Source organism: Nonomuraea sp. NPDC050451 (assembly GCF_044458585.1).
In genome coordinates this window covers 31,201-50,278 of record NZ_JBITHZ010000019.1, presented here as the reverse complement: position 1 = coordinate 50,278, position 19,078 = coordinate 31,201, and the positions used below count along the sequence as shown (strand labels likewise).

At 69.2% G+C, this 19,078-nt stretch carries 18 protein-coding genes; 6 read left to right on the top strand and 12 right to left on the bottom strand.

Going from position 1 to position 19,078, the window contains the following annotated elements; all coding sequences use genetic code 11:
* The 8 genes from ACIBI9_RS41055 to ACIBI9_RS41020 form a co-directional block, all read right to left on the bottom strand.
* Complete coding sequence (locus ACIBI9_RS41055; RefSeq protein ID WP_397230736.1) at window positions 1-714, bottom strand: DUF418 domain-containing protein; 714 nt, start codon at window positions 712-714, stop codon at window positions 1-3.
* Window positions 715-799: 85 nt separating this feature from the next.
* A complete protein-coding gene (locus ACIBI9_RS41050; RefSeq protein ID WP_397230734.1) occupies window positions 800-1,504 on the bottom strand; it encodes a DUF4097 family beta strand repeat-containing protein in 705 nt (234 codons plus the stop codon).
* 86 nt (window positions 1,505-1,590) lie between these two features.
* Complete coding sequence (locus ACIBI9_RS41045) at window positions 1,591-2,490, bottom strand: cation diffusion facilitator family transporter (protein WP_397230731.1); 900 nt, start codon at window positions 2,488-2,490, stop codon at window positions 1,591-1,593.
* Window positions 2,490-2,906: an ArsR/SmtB family transcription factor gene (locus tag ACIBI9_RS41040; RefSeq protein ID WP_394493680.1), complete on the bottom strand. Its 417-nt coding sequence runs from the start codon at window positions 2,904-2,906 to the stop codon at window positions 2,490-2,492. Before ACIBI9_RS41040 ends, ACIBI9_RS41045 begins: the two co-directional genes overlap by 1 nt.
* Window positions 2,907-3,052: 146 nt before the next feature.
* Window positions 3,053-3,802, bottom strand: a complete 750-nt coding sequence (locus ACIBI9_RS41035; protein ID WP_397230729.1) for an SAM-dependent methyltransferase — start codon at window positions 3,800-3,802, stop codon at window positions 3,053-3,055.
* A gap of 98 nt (window positions 3,803-3,900) precedes the next feature.
* Entirely contained in the window at window positions 3,901-4,524 is a 624-nt protein-coding gene (locus ACIBI9_RS41030; RefSeq protein WP_397230727.1) for a hypothetical protein, read from the bottom strand.
* Between the two features lie 170 nt (window positions 4,525-4,694).
* Window positions 4,695-5,804 (bottom strand): DUF418 domain-containing protein, encoded by a 1,110-nt coding sequence (locus tag ACIBI9_RS41025; RefSeq protein ID WP_397230725.1) that lies wholly within the window; start codon window positions 5,802-5,804, stop codon window positions 4,695-4,697.
* A gap of 201 nt (window positions 5,805-6,005) precedes the next feature.
* On the bottom strand, window positions 6,006-7,676 hold the full coding sequence (locus tag ACIBI9_RS41020) for a PQQ-dependent sugar dehydrogenase (RefSeq protein ID WP_397230723.1): 1,671 nt from the start codon (window positions 7,674-7,676) through the stop codon (window positions 6,006-6,008).
* A 266-nt stretch (window positions 7,677-7,942) separates the two neighbouring features.
* On the opposite strand from ACIBI9_RS41020, the gene ACIBI9_RS41015 reads away from it, so the two are divergent.
* The gene (locus ACIBI9_RS41015; protein ID WP_397230721.1) at window positions 7,943-8,926 is read left to right on the top strand and encodes a hypothetical protein; all 984 of its coding nucleotides are present in this window, start codon (window positions 7,943-7,945) and stop codon (window positions 8,924-8,926) included.
* A 452-nt stretch (window positions 8,927-9,378) separates the two neighbouring features.
* Window positions 9,379-9,933, top strand: a complete 555-nt coding sequence (locus tag ACIBI9_RS41010; protein WP_397230719.1) for a plastocyanin/azurin family copper-binding protein — start codon at window positions 9,379-9,381, stop codon at window positions 9,931-9,933.
* A gap of 550 nt (window positions 9,934-10,483) precedes the next feature.
* Here ACIBI9_RS41010 and ACIBI9_RS41005 read toward each other — a convergent pair.
* Window positions 10,484-10,627: a hypothetical protein gene (locus ACIBI9_RS41005; protein ID WP_397230717.1), complete on the bottom strand. Its 144-nt coding sequence runs from the start codon at window positions 10,625-10,627 to the stop codon at window positions 10,484-10,486.
* Between the two features lie 194 nt (window positions 10,628-10,821).
* Between ACIBI9_RS41005 and ACIBI9_RS41000 the strand changes: the two genes are divergently transcribed.
* The 3 genes from ACIBI9_RS41000 to ACIBI9_RS40990 all read left to right on the top strand — a co-directional run bounded on the left by ACIBI9_RS41000 (window position 10,822) and on the right by ACIBI9_RS40990 (window position 13,551).
* Complete coding sequence (locus tag ACIBI9_RS41000; protein ID WP_397230715.1) at window positions 10,822-11,376, top strand: CHRD domain-containing protein; 555 nt, start codon at window positions 10,822-10,824, stop codon at window positions 11,374-11,376.
* Between the two features lie 330 nt (window positions 11,377-11,706).
* Window positions 11,707-11,865, top strand: coding sequence for a hypothetical protein (locus tag ACIBI9_RS40995; protein ID WP_397230713.1), 159 nt, complete (start codon window positions 11,707-11,709; stop codon window positions 11,863-11,865).
* A gap of 186 nt (window positions 11,866-12,051) precedes the next feature.
* Entirely contained in the window at window positions 12,052-13,551 is a 1,500-nt protein-coding gene (locus ACIBI9_RS40990; protein ID WP_397230711.1) for a serine/threonine-protein kinase, read from the top strand.
* A 774-nt stretch (window positions 13,552-14,325) separates the two neighbouring features.
* On the opposite strand, the gene ACIBI9_RS40985 is transcribed toward ACIBI9_RS40990, so the two are convergent.
* Genes ACIBI9_RS40985 through ACIBI9_RS40975 form a run of 3 tightly spaced genes read right to left on the bottom strand, consistent with a single transcriptional unit; the run spans window position 14,326 to window position 17,455 of the window.
* A complete protein-coding gene (locus ACIBI9_RS40985; protein ID WP_397230709.1) occupies window positions 14,326-15,078 on the bottom strand; it encodes a hypothetical protein in 753 nt (250 codons plus the stop codon).
* A complete protein-coding gene (locus tag ACIBI9_RS40980; RefSeq protein WP_397230707.1) occupies window positions 15,075-15,992 on the bottom strand; it encodes an ABC transporter ATP-binding protein in 918 nt (305 codons plus the stop codon). The genes ACIBI9_RS40985 and ACIBI9_RS40980 overlap by 4 nt, the downstream gene beginning before the upstream one ends.
* The gene (locus ACIBI9_RS40975) at window positions 15,989-17,455 is read right to left on the bottom strand and encodes an alpha/beta fold hydrolase (RefSeq protein WP_397230705.1); all 1,467 of its coding nucleotides are present in this window, start codon (window positions 17,453-17,455) and stop codon (window positions 15,989-15,991) included. The genes ACIBI9_RS40980 and ACIBI9_RS40975 overlap by 4 nt, the downstream gene beginning before the upstream one ends.
* Window positions 17,456-17,620: 165 nt before the next feature.
* Between ACIBI9_RS40975 and ACIBI9_RS40970 the strand changes: the two genes are divergently transcribed.
* Window positions 17,621-18,745 carry a sensor histidine kinase gene (locus ACIBI9_RS40970; protein WP_397230703.1) on the top strand — a complete coding sequence of 375 codons (1,125 nt, stop codon included), beginning with the start codon at window positions 17,621-17,623 and terminating at the stop codon, window positions 18,743-18,745.
* Window positions 18,746-19,078: the final 333 nt, after the last annotated feature.

The window sequence follows — 19,078 nt, the reverse complement described above, 5'->3', positions numbered from 1 at the left end:
TTAGGAACGCGCACCGTCCCCGATCCGCTGCATCGCCGGGCGGCGCAGCCAGGTGGCCCAGCGCCAGAGCCACTCCATGGGGCCGTACCGGAAGCGGCGCAGCCAGACGGTGGAGACCAGCCACTGGCCCGCGAGGATCGCCCCGGCGATCAGCAGCACCGTCGTCACCGGCCAGGTCTCCGGCGGGCCGGCCACGAACCGGGAGATCGCCAGGACGAGGACCGTGGCGGACAGGTAGTTGGTCAGCGCCATCCGGCCCAGCGGGGCGAAGAGGGCCTGCAGGACCGGCCGGAGCGGCGTCCTGAGCAGGACCAGCAGGCCGCACACCACCAGGCCGACGACGGCGTAGATCGTCAGGATGTCGCCCCGCCAGAGCGCGAACATGTGCACCAGGCCGATCGCGAGCAGCACCAGGAGCCGGCGCAGCAGGAGCAGCCGCGGGCTGGAGGTGCGCCCCGCCGCCGACTCCAGGAGCAGCGAGAAGCCGATGCCGAACAGCAGCGAGAAGATCGGGAAGAACCGCTGCTCGACCAGCAGCCCCATCCACTTCGTGCCAGGGGTCTGCACCGTGTTCTGGACGGCGACGAGGGCGTCGCCGACGTGGGCGATCGGCTGGACGTTGGCCAGGAGGATCCCGCAGAGCGCGAAGCCGCGTACGACGTCGAGCGCGCCGATCCGCGCCCTTCTTCGGGAATCGGGAGTTTCGGGTGGCATGACGCCTCATCCTGCGGGCCTCATGCCGGTGCCGCTTCGGTCGAAAGCAGGGTTCGCGACAGTACTTTCGGCCGGTCCTGTGGCCTCAGGGGGTGACGACCTCCAGGTCGCCGGAGTCGCTGGAGAGCTCGATCGTACGCGGCGCCGAGGCATCGGTGGCCGCCGTGATGTCCTTGGCGCCAGAGTCGGTCTTGGCGATCACGTTGTACGGCCCCTGCGGCACGCGGACGCGGATCGCGCCCGAGTCGGAGGAGCTCACGACCTTGTCAGGCTGCGCGGTGAAGGCGAGCTGGACGTCCCCCGAGTCGGTCTCCGTGATGACCCGCTTGCCCGACAGCCCGCTGGCCTCGATCACCCCGGAGTCGCTGTGGACGTCCACCTCGCCGGACAGGCCCTTCAGCGTCATGTCCCCGGAGTCGGAGTTGATCTTGATGTGGAGCCCCTTGGGGACCTCCACCTTGTAGTTCACGTCGCAGGACGTGGCCCCGCTGCCCAGCCCCCAGGTGCGGGGGCACTTGAACGTCAGGGCGAGCGTGTCGCCCTGCACCTCGTGGCTGGTCTCCGGCTTGTTCTTGCGCCAGACGAGATGCTCGGTCACGTGGATGCCCTGGCGGTCCGACTCCACCACCTCGACGGTGCCGGAGTCGGAGCCGATCCGGAGGCCGGCCACCTTGTCGGTGACGTCGTAGGACTTGGTGTCCTCATCGAGGGGGCCGCCGAGGCCGCACCCGGTTAACACCGCCGCGACCCCCAGCAGCCCTGCGATCATGCCCGCTCTCTTCATGCCCATAACGCCCAAGTGTGGTTCACCGGGCCCTGTCCGGGCGTCGGGGAGTTCCCTGAAACGTCCCTGAGGAGCCCCTCAGGGACGGGCGGTCACCAGCCGAGCTCGTCGCAGCCGGTGTGGTCGGCGGGCTCGACCTGCAGGGTCGCGTGGGCCACGCCGTGGCGGCGGAGCAGCAGGTCGCGGGCCTGGTCCAGGATGGCGTGGTGGTTCTTCGGGTCGACGGTGACCAGGTGGGCGGTGGCGACGTTCATGCCGGAGGTGAGGGTCCACAGGTGCAGGTCGTGCACGTCGCGTACGCCTTCGAGCGCCGCCAGGTCGGCCGCCACCGCGGCCGCGTCCATGCCTTCGGGCACGTGCTGCCCCAGCACCGCGAAGACCTGACGGCCGAGGGAGACCGCTCGCACGGCGACGAAGACGCCGATGGCGAGGGCGACGACGGTGTCCCAGAACGTCTGGCCGGTGGCCGTGATCAGCCAGCCGGCCACGATGACGCCGACGGATCCGGCCGTGTCGGCCACGACCTCCAGGTAGGCGCCCTTGACGTTGAGGCTCTCGGTGGCCCCGGCACGCAGCAGCAACAGGGCGGCGAGGTTGACGACCAGGCCGATGCCGCCGACGACGAGCATCGGGCCGGAGGAGACCTCCGCGGGTCCGCCGATCCGCCCGATGGCCTCGGCGACCACGTACAGCGCGACGCCGAGCATCATGATCACGGCCAGCAGGGACGCGAACACCTCGGCCCGGTAGGAGCCGTAGCTGCGCCTTCCCGTGGCGTCCGGCCGGGTGGCGATGCGCGTGGCCACCAGGGCGGCGCCCAGGGTGACGACGTCGGCGGCCATGTGCCCGGCGTCCGACATCAGCGCCAGCGAGCCGGAGATCAGGCCGTAGACCAGCTCGACCACGAAGTACGAGCCGATCAGGACGAAGGAGACCGTCAGCCGCCACCGGTGCCGCGCACCCGCGTGCCCGTGTCCGTGCCCGGCGCCCATCAGTCGGCCCCTTCCCGTTCGGGGTGGATGGCCTCGGTGTGCTCGGTGTGGGCGAGCGCCAGGTCGAGCAGCATGCGTACGTGGGGATCGTCCAGCCGGTAGTACGCCATCCGCCCGGCGCGCCGGGCGACGACGATGCGGTGGGCGCGCAGCAGCCGAAGCGCGTGGGAGACCGCGGACTCGCTCTGGCCGGTCACCGCCGCCAGGTCGCACACGCACAGCTCTCCGTCCAGCAGCGCCACCAGCAGCCGCAGCCGGTTGGGATCGGACAGCAGGCCGAAGATGTCGGCGGTGTCGGCCAGATCGTCGGCCGCCGGCATCCGCTCGCACACGGCGGCGACCCGGTCGGGGTCGACCACCCGGACCGCGCAGCCGTCCGCGGACAGGACGACGCGCTCACTTGAAGAGCTATTCATATAAGCAACGATAGCCCGCGAGGTGATCCCTCCGTCAAGTTTCTCCGCGCGTCCCCTTTCAAACCTGACCGCTGAAAGGGCTTCGGCCCGGTCTCGTGTTCGAGACCGGGCCGAAGTATGCGAAGCTCAGCGCTTCATCAGCGCTTTCATCGGCGCTTCATGAGGGCGAACACGCCCCAGCCGAGCAAATGCCGCTGGAAGCGGACGTATCGCATCGGCGCGTGCGACAGCTCGGCGCGCAGTTCGGGCGCGAGCTCGTCGTCGGGGTTGGCGTCCAGCCAGGTACGCAGGTTGCGCCACTGGGCGGCGTAGTACCGGTCCCAGCTGTCCTCGTCGGCGAGCACCATCTCGACGACGTCGTACCCGAGCCCGTCGAACACCTCGAAGAGGTCGGGCAGCGTCCCGAAGTCGTCGCGCGAGGACGCGTGGCACGCCTCGACGGCCTCCTGGCTGGGCGGCTCGGCGCGCCAGAACACCTCGCCGATCAGCATCGTGCCGCCCGGCCGCAGGCTGCGCTCCAGCAGCGCGACCGCGCCGGCGGTCCCGCCGCCGATCCATGTCGCGCCGACGCACGCCGCGACGTCGACCGGCTCGCCGGCGACGTACGTGGAGGCGTCCCCGTGCGTGAACGTCACCCGCTCGCCGACGCCGAGTTCGGCGGCGCGCTCGCGGGCGGCGGCGAGGAAGAAGGTGCTGATGTCGACACCGGTGCCGGTGATCCCGTGATCGCGGGACCAGGTGCTCAACATCTCACCCTTGCCGCAGCACAGATCGAGCACGGTGTCCCCGGGCCGAAGCCCGATCGCCGCGCCGACCGTGGCCAGCTTCTCAGGGGTGAACGGGTTGAGGATCCGGTGGCTGCTCTCCCGGACGGCGAAGCTACGTGGCAGATCCAAGATCGTGAGTCCTTACGTGTGATGGCTGATTCACAGGGACGGTCAGCTCATCGACACGCATAAAGCAACTCCTCCGTCACGAGATGGTGATCGTGACCTTAGTTCTCCCCGGATTCCGGCGGCAACCGAATTTCCTCGTGCGCATCCAGCAGATCCAGGTAGCCCTGAACGGCCTCCCACAAGTGGTGCTCGGGGTAGCGTCCCAGGCTGCGGTGCCGCCGGCGCCACTGCCGGTCCCAGTACGAGTCGCGTACGGCGCGCAGATGGTCCAGCGCCGCCTGCAACTCCCCGGCGACCTGGGCGGGCTCCTCCTGAGGACGGGGAGTCACCTCCCGCAGCCGGTCGAAGCGGCGCTCGGCCAGCGCGTCGAGCACGTCCTGCTCGGGTCCGTCCAGCGACCAGAACCGCACCGGGTCGTGGATGCGATGGTTCTCCACCGGATCCAGATGGGAGCGCCACCAGTACGCGACCCCGCCCTGATCCAGCCGGAGGAAATCGACCAGCCACGCGGTGCCGGGCGGGTGCGAGCCCCAGGTCACGTCCTCCGGCGGGAGGTTCAGCACCAGGACGATCTCGAGGTGATCGATCGGGTCGTTGCCCGCGAGCAGGTCGCCGAAGACGTGTGCCGCGCGCAGGAAGGGCTCGTCGGCCGGCACGCGGCGGGTCTGCTCGCAGGCCTGGGCGAGCTGCCGCAGCCTCTCCACCGCTCGCCGGTAGCGCATCCCCCGCTCACCTCCCTGTCCCGGACCCGCGACCCAGCGTACGGGCTCCCCACCCCGCTACATCCGCCCCGCTGCAGCCAGCCGCCCCATGCCGCTCCTGCCACCACCCACCTGCCCGCCTTCGGCCGCCAGCCGCCTCAGCCCCGTCACCCGTGCCTTGCCGCTGGTCGTCATGGGCGTCGCGCCAGGGCCGGTGCCTGGTAGGCCCATTGCCAGGCCAGCTCCAGCGGCCCGCGGCTGAACCGGCGCAGCCACAGCGACGACAGCACCATGAACAGCACGCAGATCCCGCCCCACGCCACCGGCACCCACCAGGGCCGCAGCCCGTCGAACCGATCCGCCAGCCCCAGACCCCAGCCGTAACACAGGACACTGGCCGCCAGGTTCTGGAAGACATAACAGGACAGCGCCGTACGCCCGACGTCCGTGATCCCCTTCCTGAGCACGCCCGGCGCGCCACGCATGCCGAGCACGATCGAGGTGATCAGCCCCAGCAGCCCCAGGGCGACCAGCGGCGCCAGAAGATAGCGGTCGACGGCGAACCAGGCCGGGCCCGCGAAGGAGGTGGCCAGGTTCAGCGGCACGCCGACGCCGAGGCCGACGACGATCAGCTTCCTCCGCAGGCCCGCCCCGTGCTCTTCGAAGACGCCCGCGCGCAGCAGGCGGGCGCCGAGCAGGAACAGGACGATGCCCATGGGGATGATGAACACCAGCTCCGCGCGGAAGACGGCGACATGCCGCAGCCGGAAGGCGACCTGGTCGAGCCAGCCGTCCTGGGGGTAGATCGGGGTGCCGCCGCCGGCCGGCCCCGCCATCAGGGCCGTCGTGACCAAGGCCACCATGGCCACGTGCACCGCTCCCGCGGTGACCATCCAGGCGGTGACCGCGCGGCGGCTCCTGCCCACCAGGTACGCCACGATCATGGAGGTGATCGCGTACCCCATCAGCACGTCGAACTCGAAGACCAGGACGTAGTGCAGCGCCCCCTCGACGAAGAGCAGCGTCGCGCGCCAGAGATACCTGCCCGGCCACGTCAGCCCGCGCCGGACCGCGCTGCGGTACTGCAGCTCCAGGCCGACGCCGAAGAGCAGGGTCAGCAGCCCGAGGAACTTGCCGTTGGCCAGGAACCGCAGGAACGTCTCCACCACACCGGCGCCGCCGCCGAACTGAAGGAACTCGGCGGACCCGCCCGGCGCGGTGAAGATCCAGATGTTCGTGCCGAGCGTGCCCATGATGGCCACGCCGCGTAACACGTCAAGCGCGTCGATACGTCTGGTCACACCATCAAGCCTGGTGGCGCGGTGGCTCGTCGCCGTCGTCCCGCCGGGCGAAATGAGCCGTACATCGATCGATGTATGGCTTTACATCTTTGGTCAATGGGAGCGCCGATGACGCGTCCCCGCTGGACTTCGTGGCCGGCTCAGCCGCGCGACGCCGTCTCGTCCTGGCCGATGCCGGAAGCTCCAGCCCGAGCGGCCAGGTCAGGGACTGGTGCACCGGTAGCCGGAGGGGGTCTGGGTGTCGCCGTTGGGGCGGCTGGCCTGGAAGCCGAACGTGGTGCTCTGGCCGGGCGCGAGCGTGCCGTTGTGACCGGCGTTCCTGGCCGTGACGGTCTGGCCGCTGACGGTCAGCGTGGCGTTCCAGGAGCCGGTGACGGCATGCCCGCTGGGCAGCGTGAACGTCACCGTCCAGCCGTTGGCCGTGGAGGTGCCGGTGTTGGCGACCGTGACCGGCTGGATCACGTAGCCGGTGCTCCACTGGGTCTGGGTGGTCGGCGTGGCCGTGCACCCGCCGGTGGTGCCGCCCGGACCGGTGGTGACGGTGACCGTGTTGGACACCGGCGACAGGTTCCCTGCCGCGTCGCGGGCGCGTACCTGGTACCGGTAGGTGGTGGCGGCGGTCAGCCCGGTGTCGGTGAACGAGGTGGTCCCCGCGGTGCCCACCTGCGTGAAGGTGCCGCCGGACGAGCCCGGCGCGCGCAGGACGTCATAGCCGGTCACGCCGACGTTGTCGGTCGAGGCGGTCCACGCCAGCGTGGTGCCGGTGGAGGTGGTCGCGGAGGCGGCCAGGTTGCCGGGGGCGGTCGGCGCGGCGGTGTCGGTTCCGCTCGTGGCCGGCGGGATGCGGATGATGCGGTCGTCCTGGGCCACCGGTGTGCCGCGGCCGTCCCGGTTGCTGGTCGTCACCCAGAGCCAGCCGTCGGGTCCGAGCGCGACCGCGCGGAGGCGTCCGTACGTGGACTGGAGCTCGGCCAGCGGCGTGCCCGGCGTGCCGCTGCCGGTCAGTGGCACCGTCCAGAGGCGCTGGCCGCGCAGCGCCGCGGCGAAGAGCGTGTTGTTGGCGTACGCGAGCCCGCTCGGCGACGCCTCGGCGGTCGTCCAGGTGACGATGGGGTTGCGGAAGGAGGAGTTGCCGCAGTTGCCTTCGCAGGTGGGCCAGCCGTAGTTGCCGCCCGCGACGATCTGGTTGATCTCGTCCCAGGTGTTCTGGCCGAATTCGCTGGCGTACATCCTGCCTTGGGAGTCCCAGGCCAGGCCCTGCACGTTGCGGTGGCCGTAGCTCCAGACGCGGGATCCCGCGAACGGATTGTCCGAAGGCACCCCGCCGGTGGGCGTCATGCGCAGGATCTTGCCGGCGGGGGTGTTGAGGTTCTGGGCGTTGCTGGTGTTGCCGGCGTCGCCGGTGCCCAGGTAGAGCATGCCGTCCGGGCCGAAGGCGAGGCGGCCGCCGTCGTGGATGGTGGCGCTGGGGACACCGGAGAAGATCACCGTCTGCGTCTGAGGGGCGCTCAACTGGAACCTGACCAGGCGGTTGTCCCCGGCGGTGCTGGTGAAGTACGCGTACACCCAGCCGTCTCTGGCCGCGATGCCGAGCAGGCCGCTCTCACCGGAAGCGCTCACCCCGCTGACGGTGGCGACCTGGGTGGGCGTCTGGCCGGGCCGTACCTGGAGGATCCGCCCGGTGTTCCGCTCGGAGACCAGCGCGCTGCCGTCCGGCAGGAACGCCAGACCCCACGGCACCTGCAGGCCCGTGACCGAGACCTCCGCCCTGGAGAAGTCGAAGCCCCCGACCACCTGCGCGCGTGCCTCGGGAGCGCTGACGATGAGGGCGATCAGGGCCAGAATCAGGGCAGGTACGACACGGGCGCGCATGACGGACTCCTTGACGGGATCACCGTGTGCGGACCCCAGCACCGTAGGCATCGCAGCCGCAGGACCTCAAACATCACAAGCCGCGCGTCTCGCCCATCTGCGACGACGGTCACGGTTCCCTGAAACTTTCAACAACCGACGCCCCGTAATGAAACCGTGTTCAACCCACCCCTTCCGGACGCTGTCTGATCAGGCAGACGGTTCCGGCCTCTCCATGACCGGACCGACACTCACTCGGACAAGGGGCACCGATGAGGGTTACGGCAATGTCAGCGGCGGCTCTCGCGATGATCACCTGCACCCCTCTCCCCGCCCTGGCACATCCGGCGCACGGTGACGCGGACGCGGTCAGGTACGCCTGGATACGGGGATGCGGCGCTCCCGCGAAGCCGTGCGGAGACTGGATCCTGTTCCGGCGCGACGGCAGCCGAACGCGGCTCCGGGACGCTCGCGTCAAGCCCTTGAACGCCAAGGGCAAGACCTTGAACAACGATCTCGCGCCGCTCTCGGTCAGCGACGACGGCCGCCGGGTGGCCTACTTCAGGAAGGGCGACGGGCGCCTGGTCGTACGCGAGCTCGGCGGCGACGTACACGCCATCGCGGACGAGGTGCCGGCGCGCGGCTACGGCATGGGGGACGTGCAGACGATGCTGTCCCAGGACGGTACACGCCTGGCGGTCGACTACGTCGACGAGTACGACATTAAGGACAAGCGGCCCACCGACATATACGACGTCGCCACTGGCACCAAACTCGGATCGATCCCCTGGAACGTGACCTTGTCCGGATTCAGCCCGGACGGCGACGAGGTCCTGGCCACCCGGGAGAGGGAGAAGAGCGGCGAGTACGAACTGACCGACCTCTTCGTCTTCGCCGTCCAAGGCAGGCAGACGATCCACGCCAGGCCGCCGGTGAAGGAGTCGTTCATCCCCTACGGCCTGACGGCGGACGGCAGGAAGGTGGCGACCGTGGGCTATGAGGGCGGCGGAGTGGCCTTCAAGGTCTACGACCTCGCGTCCGAAAAGGTCCTCACGAGCATCCCCATGCGGCTCCACACCGGAAAGTGGTCACCCGACGCGATCGCATGGACCGCCCCCGCCAAGATCACCGTCCACCTCTCACACCAGGACGACGGCAAACCCACCCGTGTCCGCATCCTCGAAGTCGACACCACCACAAAGAAGATCACGACCCGCGACTCGTACACCGTCGCACCCGGGGCTCTTCGGTTTGTGAGCTGCGGCGCGTGACGGTTGCACCAACGTGGCGCCCGTGGCGCCCGTGGCGATGGAGAAGGCTCGGCGGGTCGTACACCGTCGTACTTAGGCCACTCCGGTTGGTGAGCTGCGGCGCCTGACGAGCTCACGCCCACCATGGGGGGTGGTGCGCGGGGCGGTGAAGATCAGGCTCAGCGGCTCGTGCGCCGTCGCGCCCGGGGTTCTTCGGTTGTGAGTTGCGGCGTGTGACGGATTCGTGCTGCCCGTGGGCGAGTGTGGCGTGTGGCGGTGATGGAGATCAGGGTCGGCGGCTCGTACACCGTCGCATCCGGGACGCTCCGGTTCGTGAGCTGCGGCAACCGACGAGCTCACGGCAGCCGTGGCAGGTGTGCCACGCGTAGTCTGGAAGAGGGGACGCTCGCCGGTCGAGCGCGACCACGACGCGGGAGACGGGTGAGCACACGCGCACTCGGGGGGTGAGCCCGATGAGTCCTCACGACGTCTGGTTCGCAGGCACCGCGGCGGTCGCGATGACAGCCACGCTGTTCACCGGCACACCAACGGCCACAGGACAGCAGTTCACCGGCACACCAACGACCACAGGGCAGGCGGCCGAGTCGCAGCCCACGCAAGAGTGCACCCCTCCACCGCTGCCGGGCAAGCTGGTGGACGTCGACCTGACCGACACGGCCGGGGCGGCGCCCATGCGCCTGACCGTAAAGCCTGCCAAGGTCACAGCGGGCACCGTGTCGCTCCGCGCCTCCAACACCGGCACCCTGGCCCACGAGGTGGCCGTACTCCCGCTCGCGGCCGGCCAGACCATCGGAAAGCGGCCGGTCGGAGCCGACAGCCGCGTGACCGAAACGGGCTCCCTCGGCGAGGCGTCCCACAACTGCGGCGCGGGCGAGGGCGGAGGCATCGCACCCGGGTCCAAGGGCTGGACGACGCTGACACTGCAACCTGGACGGTACGAGCTGATCTGCAACTTCCCGGGGCATTACGCCGCAGGCATGCGCGCAGAACTCGACGTCGCCCAGTAACCCACACCCCCGGCACCCGACCCCACCCGAAACCCACCACTCCACACCTCACCCATGCTGAGCCGAATACCGCCACCCCTTCCCCGCCTCACCGGCTCGGCTTACCCGTCCCCGGCCTTGCCTCCAACGCCGCGAGCCCACTCGCCCTTCGTAGGCCCACGCCTGCCTGCCTCTGGCCTTCGCACATCCGTTGCTGGCTTTCGCCCGCCCGGCGCCGACCTCCGCCTACCCTTCCCGGCCTTTACACCCGTCGCCAGCCTTCACTCGCCCCTCGCCGACCTTGGGTCGCCAGTCGCTTGCCTTCACCCCGTCGTGGGCTTCGCCCGCCCGTCCCCGGTCTTAGCCCACGTGCCGCTGGCCTTAGCCCGTTCGTTCGCCGGCCTTAACCCGCGTGTCCTCGACCTTCACTCGCCCGTCGCGGACCTCCGCCTGCCCGTTCCTGGGCCTTGGCCCGCCAGTCCCTGGCCTTGGCTCCACCCGACGCCGGGCTTCGCCTATCCCTCATCGGCCTTCGTTGCCCTCGCCAGCCATCACTCGCGATCGTGAGCCTTCACTCGCCTGTCGCCGGCCTTGGCCGCCTGCCCTCGGCCTTGCCCCGCCCGTCGCTGGCCTTGGCCCGCCTGGCGTGGGCCTTTGCCTGCCTGCCTTCGGCCTTGGCCCGCCCGTCCCCGGCCTTCTCCCGCCCCTCATTCACCCACCTTCGCTTGCCAGCCCCGCCTGAGCCCTGCACGAAATCGGCGCCGGGTTTTTGGTCTGCCCGCCTCAGACTTTGTGACACTGATCACCCCCACGCCTTATGCGGATTTGTCCACAGAACGTCGGATGCCGCCTCACTAACGTCCTGCCGTGTCCGAAGAGATCCGTAAGACCACCCGGAGGCAAGTCCCCATGAGCACTTCTCAGCAGATCGGCAACGGGCGTATCCAGTGGCGGCGTGCGGTGGCGGGTGCGGCCATCGCGGCGATGGCCTCCACTGCGGCCCTGGCCGTCACCTCGGCACCGGCCAACGCCGCCCCCACCACGTTCACCAGCGCCAAGGTGGCCAGCGCGGGCAAGACGTACTACTTCACCTCGGTCCTTCTCGGCAAGAACGAGGTGCCGGAGGCCGGCAAGAAGGTCAACGACCGGAACGGCCTGGCGGTCGCGAAGTTCCGCATCAAGGGCAACCGCCTCTACTACTTCGTCCAGTGGAAGAAGGTCGCCAAGCCCACCGCCTTCCACATCCACCGGGGCAAGGCCGGCAAGAACGGCCCCGTCGTCATCGACCTGCTGAGCAACGGCGCCACCCACGGCAACACGAGCTCCGGCTCCGTCCGCGTCAAGGACACCAGCGTCCTTAACGGAATCAAGAAGAACCCGAAGAACTGGTACGCCAACCTGCACACCTCCGAGTTCCCCGACGGCGCGGTCCGCGGCCAGCTCCACGGCGCCCACCACTGGTAAACATGCTGAAAGGTGGGCGGACCAGGGCCGAGCCGCCGCAGCGCGGGGACGTCGGCCCAGCAGCCGCCCTCATTCGGCCAGGCGCGGAGGGGGCGTCAGGCCGAGGTCAGAACCGACGACGCCGTCATAGGGCACGCGGACCCAGCGAACGGACGGCCCAGCACATCGGAGAAGACTGCGGCCATCACGGACACCGGCAAGCTCAAGGGGGTGGAATGACGCCGGGATCCTCGAATGTGAAGCCGCAGCACCGCGATCACTGCAGCACCGCGATCACTGCAGCACCGCGATCACCGCGAAGGCTGTAGCACCGGGAACGCCGAGAGCACCATGAGCATCGAGGAACTGTTCGACGTCGAGACGCTGGCGCGGGACCAGCGCATCGAGGCGATCCCGCTGCTCGTCACCTACCCGAAGCACCATGGGCACCGGAAGCACCCGCAAGCACCCACAAGCACCGAGATACCGGCGTCGTCGGCGACCAACTAGAGCCGGGTCTCGGCACGGAAGGTCAAGATCGGCTGGGGCCAGACATTCAAAGGCGTCATTGACCTTTGATCGACATTCCCTGACGCTCGCGATCCGTTCGCTTACTATCTGATGTGCCCGTGCTGAGCCGAATATCGACAGGAGGCGACGAATGGTCGCGGAGTCCGAGACGTCGGTAATGGCACGGTGACGCTGCTCGCGGGCCGTTATCGGCTGCTTTCGCAGCTCGGCCAGGGTGGCATGGGCACCGTCTGGCGGGCGATGGACGAACTCCTCCGGCAGGAAGTGGCCATCAAAGAAGTCCGGCTCCCGTCGGACCTCGACGAGGCGTCGCGGGCCGAACTGGCCGAACGCACACTCCGGGAAGCGCGCGCCGCGGCGACGCTGCGCTCCCACCCGTCCATCGTCACCGTGCACGACGTGGTCCTCGACGACGGTCGGCCGTGGATCATCATGGAGTTGGTCCGCGGCCGCTCCCTCGACCGGGTCGTACGCGACGACGGCCCGCTGCCGCCGCAGCGCGTCGCCGAGATCGGCATACAGATGCTCGACGCCCTCGCCGCCGCGCACGCGTCCGGCATCCTGCACCGGGACGTCAAACCAGCCAACGTCCTGCTCACCGACGACGGGCGGGTACTGCTCACCGACTTCGGCATCGCGACGATCGCCGGGGACAGCGGGCTCACGCAGACGGGGATGCTGACCGGCTCGCCCGGCTACATCGCCCCGGAGCGCCTGCGCGGCGAGGCCGACGGCCCGCTCGCCGACCTGTGGTCGCTCGGCGCCACGCTCTTCACGGCCGTGGAGGGCGGCCCGCCGTTCCCCCGCCCGAACGAGGCCGCGGTCCTGGCCGCCGTACTGATGCAGGAGCCGGCCCCCTTCCGGCTGGCCGGCCCACTGGCACCCATACTGGCCGCGATCTTGGAGAAGGACCCGGCCCGCCGCTGCTCCCCGGACGAGGTGGTCGGTTGGCTGAGGGCCCTCTCACGGGGCGAGACCACGAACGTCCCGACCTCACCACGGACTCGGACCGTACCGGGCGGCAAACCTCGACGCCGCCGCGTCCAGGTCGTCGTCGGAGCCCTGCTCGCGGTGGTGCTGATCGTGGCGGCAGGGGTGGTGGTCGTGCCGTACCTGTTCCCGAACACCATCCGCGTACTCGGCGTCCTGCTCGCGCCCCGCGTCAGCTATACCTATTCGCCGCGGCCAATGTTCAGCCTGTCGCCGGAGGCCACCCCGATCATCTCCCGCGACTTCGAGGCATGCGATCTGCTGACCAGCGCCCAGACGCGCTCGCTGTTCGGCGGTCCGATGAAGCGCCAGTTCCTGACCGACGCCGCCTGCTCCTGGGCCAGTACGGACACTTCCACCCTGAACATCATGGCGTACCGCTTGCCGAGCGCCTCCGCGGCCAACTTGACCCATGATCAGATGGTCGAGTACATGAAGGACGAGCCGAAGCGCGACGAGAAGACCAAGATTCGCACGGGACCGAAGGTCGGCGACGAGGCGTTCAGCTACACCCGGCAGGTGCCCGGCTGGCCGTGGCGGCTCTACGAGACCAAGATCTCCTTCCGGCTGTCGAACGTCGCGGTGTCCATCACCGTCAGAGCCCGACGCTCCGGATTCGGCACCGCCGACCGCACCGCCAAACTCGTCGCCACAGCCCTCAACAAATATCGCTGACACCCCACTGAACGACGCTCTCTTACTCAGCGGCTGGCGCCGTCGGCTGTTCCGGCGAATTCGACGACCCGCCCCTTCGCCGCCGTACCGACAGGCCGTCAGGCTTCACCGACGCGCATTCATTGGCTTGTGGGACTGGGGCAGCGCGAGCCTGAAGAGAAAGAGGCCAAGGCGCCGAATGCGAAAGCGCCGAGGCGACTTAGGAAGGGGGCAGAGGCTCCCAAAACGAAGGCGCCGAGACGGTCGAGCCGAAGGGGTTGAGGTCGCCGAGGTTAAAGCGGCGTAGGCGGCTGGGGTGAATGGGCGGAGGCGGAAAGCAAGAGACCGAGGCGGTGGAGGCGATGGGCCGGAGGCGGTGAAAGGAAGGCGCCGAGGCGGCTTAGGAAGGGGGCAGAGGCTCCCAAAACGAAGGCGCCGAGACGGTCGAGCCGAAGGGGTTGAGGTCGCCGAGGTTAAAGCGGCGTAGGCGGCTGGGGTGAATGGGCGGAGGCGGAAAGCAAGAGACCGAGGCGGTGGAGGCGATGGGCCGGAGGCGGTGAAAGGAAGGCGCCGAGGCGGTCGAGCCGAAGGGGCGGAGGCAGCCGAGGTGCAAGCGGCGTAGGCGGCTGGGTGAATGGACGGAGGCGGAAACCAAGAGACCGAGGTGGTCGAGGTGTAAGGAGCGGAGGCGGCTGAGGCAAGTAGGGCGCAGTGGGCTGAGGTGAAAGGGGCTGAAGTGCCCGAGGTTGCGGCCGCCGTGCCCTTGTCGGACGTCATCCGTGTTGGCCAGCTGGGTCAGGCGTCGCGGCGGGTGATTGCCAGGGCTGCTGTGACGAGGAAGATCGTGACATAACCGGCGAGGACGGCGGTGGCTGAGGAGGAGCCGAAGGCGCCGGAGTCGGGGACGCCGGCTAACTGTCTCGTCAGTGATGGGATCGTCAGGGAGCCCGTCCAGTCGTTCCATGGGGCGGGGAGAAAGCGTTCGATCACAGGCGGGGTCGTCAGGAGGGCCACCAGTGCGATGAGTGCTCCCGGTGTCGAGCGCAGAATCGTGGCCAGGCACAACCCCATCACCGCGGCGACGGCGGAGCCGGCGCCTGTCGACAGCACCTCGGGCAGGGCGGTCGGTTCGGAGAATGAGGCGCCGATCGGGCGTTCGCCCACCACTGACTGTGCGGTGAGGTATGTGGTGAACGCCAGCACCTGACCTGCGATCGCCGCCACGGCGGCCACCACGGTGGCCTTGGCCAGGAGGAGAACCCATGGGCGTCGGATCGTGGTCAACGTCAGCCTGATCATGCCGGTGCTGTACTCGCCGGAGATGGCGAGCGCGCCCAGCATGCCGAAGAGCACGGGGGGAATGTCGGCGCTGAAGGTGAGCCCCGTGCCGACGGGCTCGCCGCCAGGACCCTTGGTGTCGAAATGGCGCGAGATCGAGAGGGCGGCGAAGCCGGTGAGCACCAGGGCCGAGAGCGTGGAGGCCAGGACGTAGTAGGTGGATCGGAGCGAGCGCAGCTTGAGCCATTCCGATGCGACGACGTTGATCATTGGGTTATCTCCATGAAGGCCTCTTCCAGCGACGCCTGGCGGGGCGCCAATTCGTGGATGGCGCAGCCGTTCGCCAGGGCGACATCGCCTATGGCGGCTGCGGACAAGCCGGTCACCAGCAGCTCTCCTTCAGCCCAGGAGAGAGATGCCGAAGGCGCGCTCGCGTCGGACGTCTGGGCGCGGCGTACGGTTGCTCCCGCCGCTTCGAGTGCCCCGGTCAAGCGGGCCGCATGGGGCGATCGGACCGATACGTCGCCTTGGAAGCGGGCCAGTAGCTCCGCCATCGAGGTGTCCTCGATCAGCTGGCCGTGGCCGATGATGATGAGCCGGTCGGCGGTGAGGGACATCTCGGTCATCAGATGGCTCGACAGGAGGACGGTCCGCCCCTCGGCCGCCAGGGATCTCAGCAGCGCTCTGAGCCAGCGGATGCCGTCAGGGTCGAGGCCGTTGACCGGCTCGTCAAGGATGAGCACTCCAGGGTCGCCGAGCAGCGCCGCCGCGATGCCGAGACGCTGGCGCATCCCCTGGGAGAACCCGGCGATCCGCTTGCGTGCCGCACCGGCCAGGCCGACCTCCTCGAGAACCTGTACGACCCTGCGGCGCGCGATCCCGCCGGCATGCGCCAGCGCTTGGAGGTGATCGAACGCGCTGCGCCCGCCCTGCACCTCTGTGGCGTCGAGCATCGCACCGACCTCGCGCATGGGGTCATGCAGGTCGCGCTTGCGGACGCCGTTGATCAACGCCTTGCCCGAGGTGGGGACGTGAAGGCCGAGGATCACTCGCATGGTGGTGGACTTGCCGGCTCCGTTGTGCCCGAGAAAGCCCGTGACCTGTCCGGGCTTGACGTCGAACGTCAGCCCCGAGATCGCCCGCGTGGAACCGTACACCTTTGTCAGATCTATGACCTCGATCATTTCCCCACCCGGTGAATCAGCTCGGCCGGGCAGCGCGTGCCCCGCGCGGGCAGCGCTCCCGTTGACAGGTAGGCGAGGACGTGCCGCCGCAGGCAGGTGCTGGCGGCCCACGCCGCGTGGCCGTCGCCGTGCCACAGGACCTGGGCGGACGGAACCTGCTCCGCCACGTGCTGCTGCCCGAGGTAGTTGGTGTTGTTGTCGAGCTCCCCGATCGCGAAGAGGATCAGTGGGACGTTTTCCACGCGTAACGGGTGCGGCGCCCAGGAAGCGCCCCCGCTGCGCCCCCAGCACCGCCCGAGTTCGAAGCGTCCCTCGATCCAGCCGAACCTCGGCGCGATCTGGCGAAGCCTGGCCTCGATGCCCTGGAACTCCTCGTACGTCGGCATCTTCGGCATGAAGTCGTTGCACAGGGAGTCCTGGCTCACTGACGAGCTGCCCTGATCCGGCGCGAGCTCGGTGAGAAAGTGGGCGGCGTCGCCGTCGAGGGCCTTGCGGATGGCAGTCGCGAACCGCGGCCAGTACGCCGGGGCCATGCCTTTGACCGCGCCTGCGTACAGCTGCCCCTCGTGCACCGTCCTGCCGGGCGACGCCGGCAGTGGCGCGCGGCGCACCCTTGCGACGAGTTCGTCCCATGCCTTGCCCGCATCCCTGCCGTGCAGGGCGCAGTCCGTACGGCGGGCGCACCAGTCACGGAAGCGGGTGAGATGTCGCTCCTGGGTGCGTGCGTAGTTGCGCAACCAGGGCTCGAACTCCTGCTGGGTGTGATCGGCGGTCCCGTCGAAATACATCCGCTCCACCCGCTGCGGGAACAGCTCCAGATAGGCCTGGGCGTAGACGGTGCCGTAAGAGTTGCCCGCGTAGCGGAGCTTCTCCAGGCCGAGTGCGGTGCGCAGCGCGTCGATGTCGTGCGCCACGTTCCATGCCGTCATTCCGTACCACGCCGATTTGGCCGTCTTGCGGCAGCTCGCCTGATGTGCCGCGTTTTTGGCGGCGTGAGCGTCCCAGTCCTGCTTCGTCCGCGCCAGGATCAATCCGAAGACGGAGGCCGAGGGCTCCTCGCAGCTCACTCTCTTGCCGCTCCCGGGCTCGGACATCCCGCGCGGATCCACCGCGATGACGTCGAACCGGCTCCGCAGCTCCTTGAGCAGGGTCGGCAGCTCCGGCGGGATGTCAGGATCGTTTCTCGGCCTCAGCATCGCCGTGCTGGTGGCCGGGCCGCCGAAGTTGACGATCAGCGGCCCCATGCTCTTGCCCGTCGCGGGCAGTCTGGCCACGTGCACCGAGGTCTTGGGACCGCCCGGATCGGCCCAGTCCACGGGAACGACCAGCTCGGCGCATCGCAAGCCGTCACCACATTCTTTCCAGGTGAGGCGGTACGCTTGCGCCGACGCCAGCGCGATGCCGCCGAGCGAGACGACGAGGCAGGCAGTGAGGCACAGGGCGATGAGTGTGCGTCGATCCATGCGGCAACGATCCTGCACGGCGGTGGCTTCGCACATCGGAGCCAGATCCGGTCTTGCCGCTCGGACCAGGGTCATACGGTGCGGGCGTAAGAGAGCGAAGTACGACCCTGGTCTGACGGCTCGTGCTCCGATTCGCTCGCGATCGTTCCTCGATAGCGTCGAGATGTGAACCTGCTCGCCCTGCGGCCTGCGCACAGGCTGCTCATCCTGGCCGACGCCGTCGTCGCAGTGCTGCTCGCACTGGGGTCCACGACGAATCCGGAGGGCCTGGAGGTGAGCACCGCGTCGGTGCTGATCTGCTGGCTGCTCGTGGTGCCCGTGGCGGTGCGGCGGATCTGGCCGGTGCCCGCATACTACGGTGCGCTCCTGGCGGGCCTCCTTCTGCTCACGTTACAGGTGAACCGGCTGATGATGGTCGGGGTGGTGGCTTTGACCATTTACCCGCTGTCTGCTGCCCAACCGGTGCGGCGATCGGCGATCGCCCTCGTGCTGGGCCTGCTCGTCACCGGAGGCGCTCTGCTGGCCTCGGTGATGGGCGCACCGCGGGTGAACGGCTGGCCGGATCCCGTCTTCATCGTCGGGGCGGCCTGGCTGGTCGTGGGAGCGAGCTGGAGTCTCGGTACGGCGGCGCGCACCCGCCGGCTGTCCGCCGCGCGCGAGTCCGAGATGCAGGCCGAGAAGGCGGTGGTCGACGAGCGCCTGCGGATCGCCCGCGAGCTGCACGACGTCGTCGCCCATTCGCTGAGCATGATCACCGTCAAGGCGGGGGTGGCGGCCAAGGTCCTGGACAAGCACCCGGAGGAAGGGCGCGCGGCGTTGCGGGCCATCGAGGAGATCGGGCGCGGTTCGCTCGTGGAGATGCGCCAGTTACTCGGCACGCTGCGTTCCTCCGGCAGCGCACCCGAGAGTACGCCGCTCCCCGGCCTCGCGGACCTGTCGTCCCTGGCACAACGCGCGGCGGAGGCCGGTGTGCAGGTTGACCTCTCGGTGAGCGGAGCCGTGCCCGACAGCATGGGGCTGTCCGTCTATCGCATCGTTCAGGAGGCGATCACCAACGTCGTCAGGCACGCCGCTCCCGCCAGTTGCCGGGTCAGCGTGTCGGTCGTCGACGGGTTGTTGAAGATCTCCGTGGTCGACGACGGGCCGGGGCAGCGAGTGCTGTCGGGGAAGGCGGGTGGGCACGGTCTTGCGGGGATGCGGGAACGGGCCATGATGTACGGCGGCGCCTTTGAGGCGGGACCTCTGCCGGGGGGTGGGTTCGGCGTGCACGCATCATGGGAGGTCCCCTGACCTACCTGACTCACGCTGCGCGGCCCGTCCGAGACCTCGGCGCGCCCGCCACGACTCCGCAGCCGTGCGATGCCGTGGTGGGTGGGGCGCTGCGGTTGATGGGAATTGCGGTTGGTGGGGCGCTGTAGTCGGTGCGATCCCGTGAGGCGGTGGGACGCTGTGGTGGATGGGACCTCGAACCCGGTAGGACGCTGTAGTCGGTGGGACCTCGAACCCGGTGCGGCCCCGTGGTTGGCGGGGCGCTGTGGTTGGTGGGGCGTTGTGGTGGGTTGGGCGTCGTGGCCGACGCGGTCCTGTGGCTGGTCGGTCGCGGGAGATCTTTGGCATACGACT

Excerpts from the sequence above, each read along its gene's own strand:
- ACIBI9_RS41055 (WP_397230736.1), bottom strand. The coding sequence starts at position 714 with ATGCCACCCGAAACTCCCGATTCCCGAAGAAGGGCGCGGATCGGCGCG.
- ACIBI9_RS41050 (WP_397230734.1), bottom strand. The coding sequence starts at position 1,504 with ATGGGCATGAAGAGAGCGGGCATGATCGCAGGGCTGCTGGGGGTCGCG.
- ACIBI9_RS41045 (WP_397230731.1), bottom strand. The coding sequence starts at position 2,490 with ATGGGCGCCGGGCACGGACACGGGCACGCGGGTGCGCGGCACCGGTGG.
- ACIBI9_RS41040 (WP_394493680.1), bottom strand. The coding sequence starts at position 2,906 with ATGAATAGCTCTTCAAGTGAGCGCGTCGTCCTGTCCGCGGACGGCTGC.
- ACIBI9_RS41030 (WP_397230727.1), bottom strand. The coding sequence starts at position 4,524 with ATGCGCTACCGGCGAGCGGTGGAGAGGCTGCGGCAGCTCGCCCAGGCC.
- ACIBI9_RS41020 (WP_397230723.1), bottom strand. The coding sequence starts at position 7,676 with ATGCGCGCCCGTGTCGTACCTGCCCTGATTCTGGCCCTGATCGCCCTC.
- ACIBI9_RS41015 (WP_397230721.1), top strand. The coding sequence starts at position 7,943 with ATGTCAGCGGCGGCTCTCGCGATGATCACCTGCACCCCTCTCCCCGCC.
- ACIBI9_RS41010 (WP_397230719.1), top strand. The coding sequence starts at position 9,379 with ATGAGTCCTCACGACGTCTGGTTCGCAGGCACCGCGGCGGTCGCGATG.
- ACIBI9_RS41000 (WP_397230715.1), top strand. The coding sequence starts at position 10,822 with ATGAGCACTTCTCAGCAGATCGGCAACGGGCGTATCCAGTGGCGGCGT.
- ACIBI9_RS40995 (WP_397230713.1), top strand. The coding sequence starts at position 11,707 with ATGAGCATCGAGGAACTGTTCGACGTCGAGACGCTGGCGCGGGACCAG.
- ACIBI9_RS40985 (WP_397230709.1), bottom strand. The coding sequence starts at position 15,078 with ATGATCAACGTCGTCGCATCGGAATGGCTCAAGCTGCGCTCGCTCCGA.
- ACIBI9_RS40980 (WP_397230707.1), bottom strand. The coding sequence starts at position 15,992 with ATGATCGAGGTCATAGATCTGACAAAGGTGTACGGTTCCACGCGGGCG.
- ACIBI9_RS40975 (WP_397230705.1), bottom strand. The coding sequence starts at position 17,455 with ATGGATCGACGCACACTCATCGCCCTGTGCCTCACTGCCTGCCTCGTC.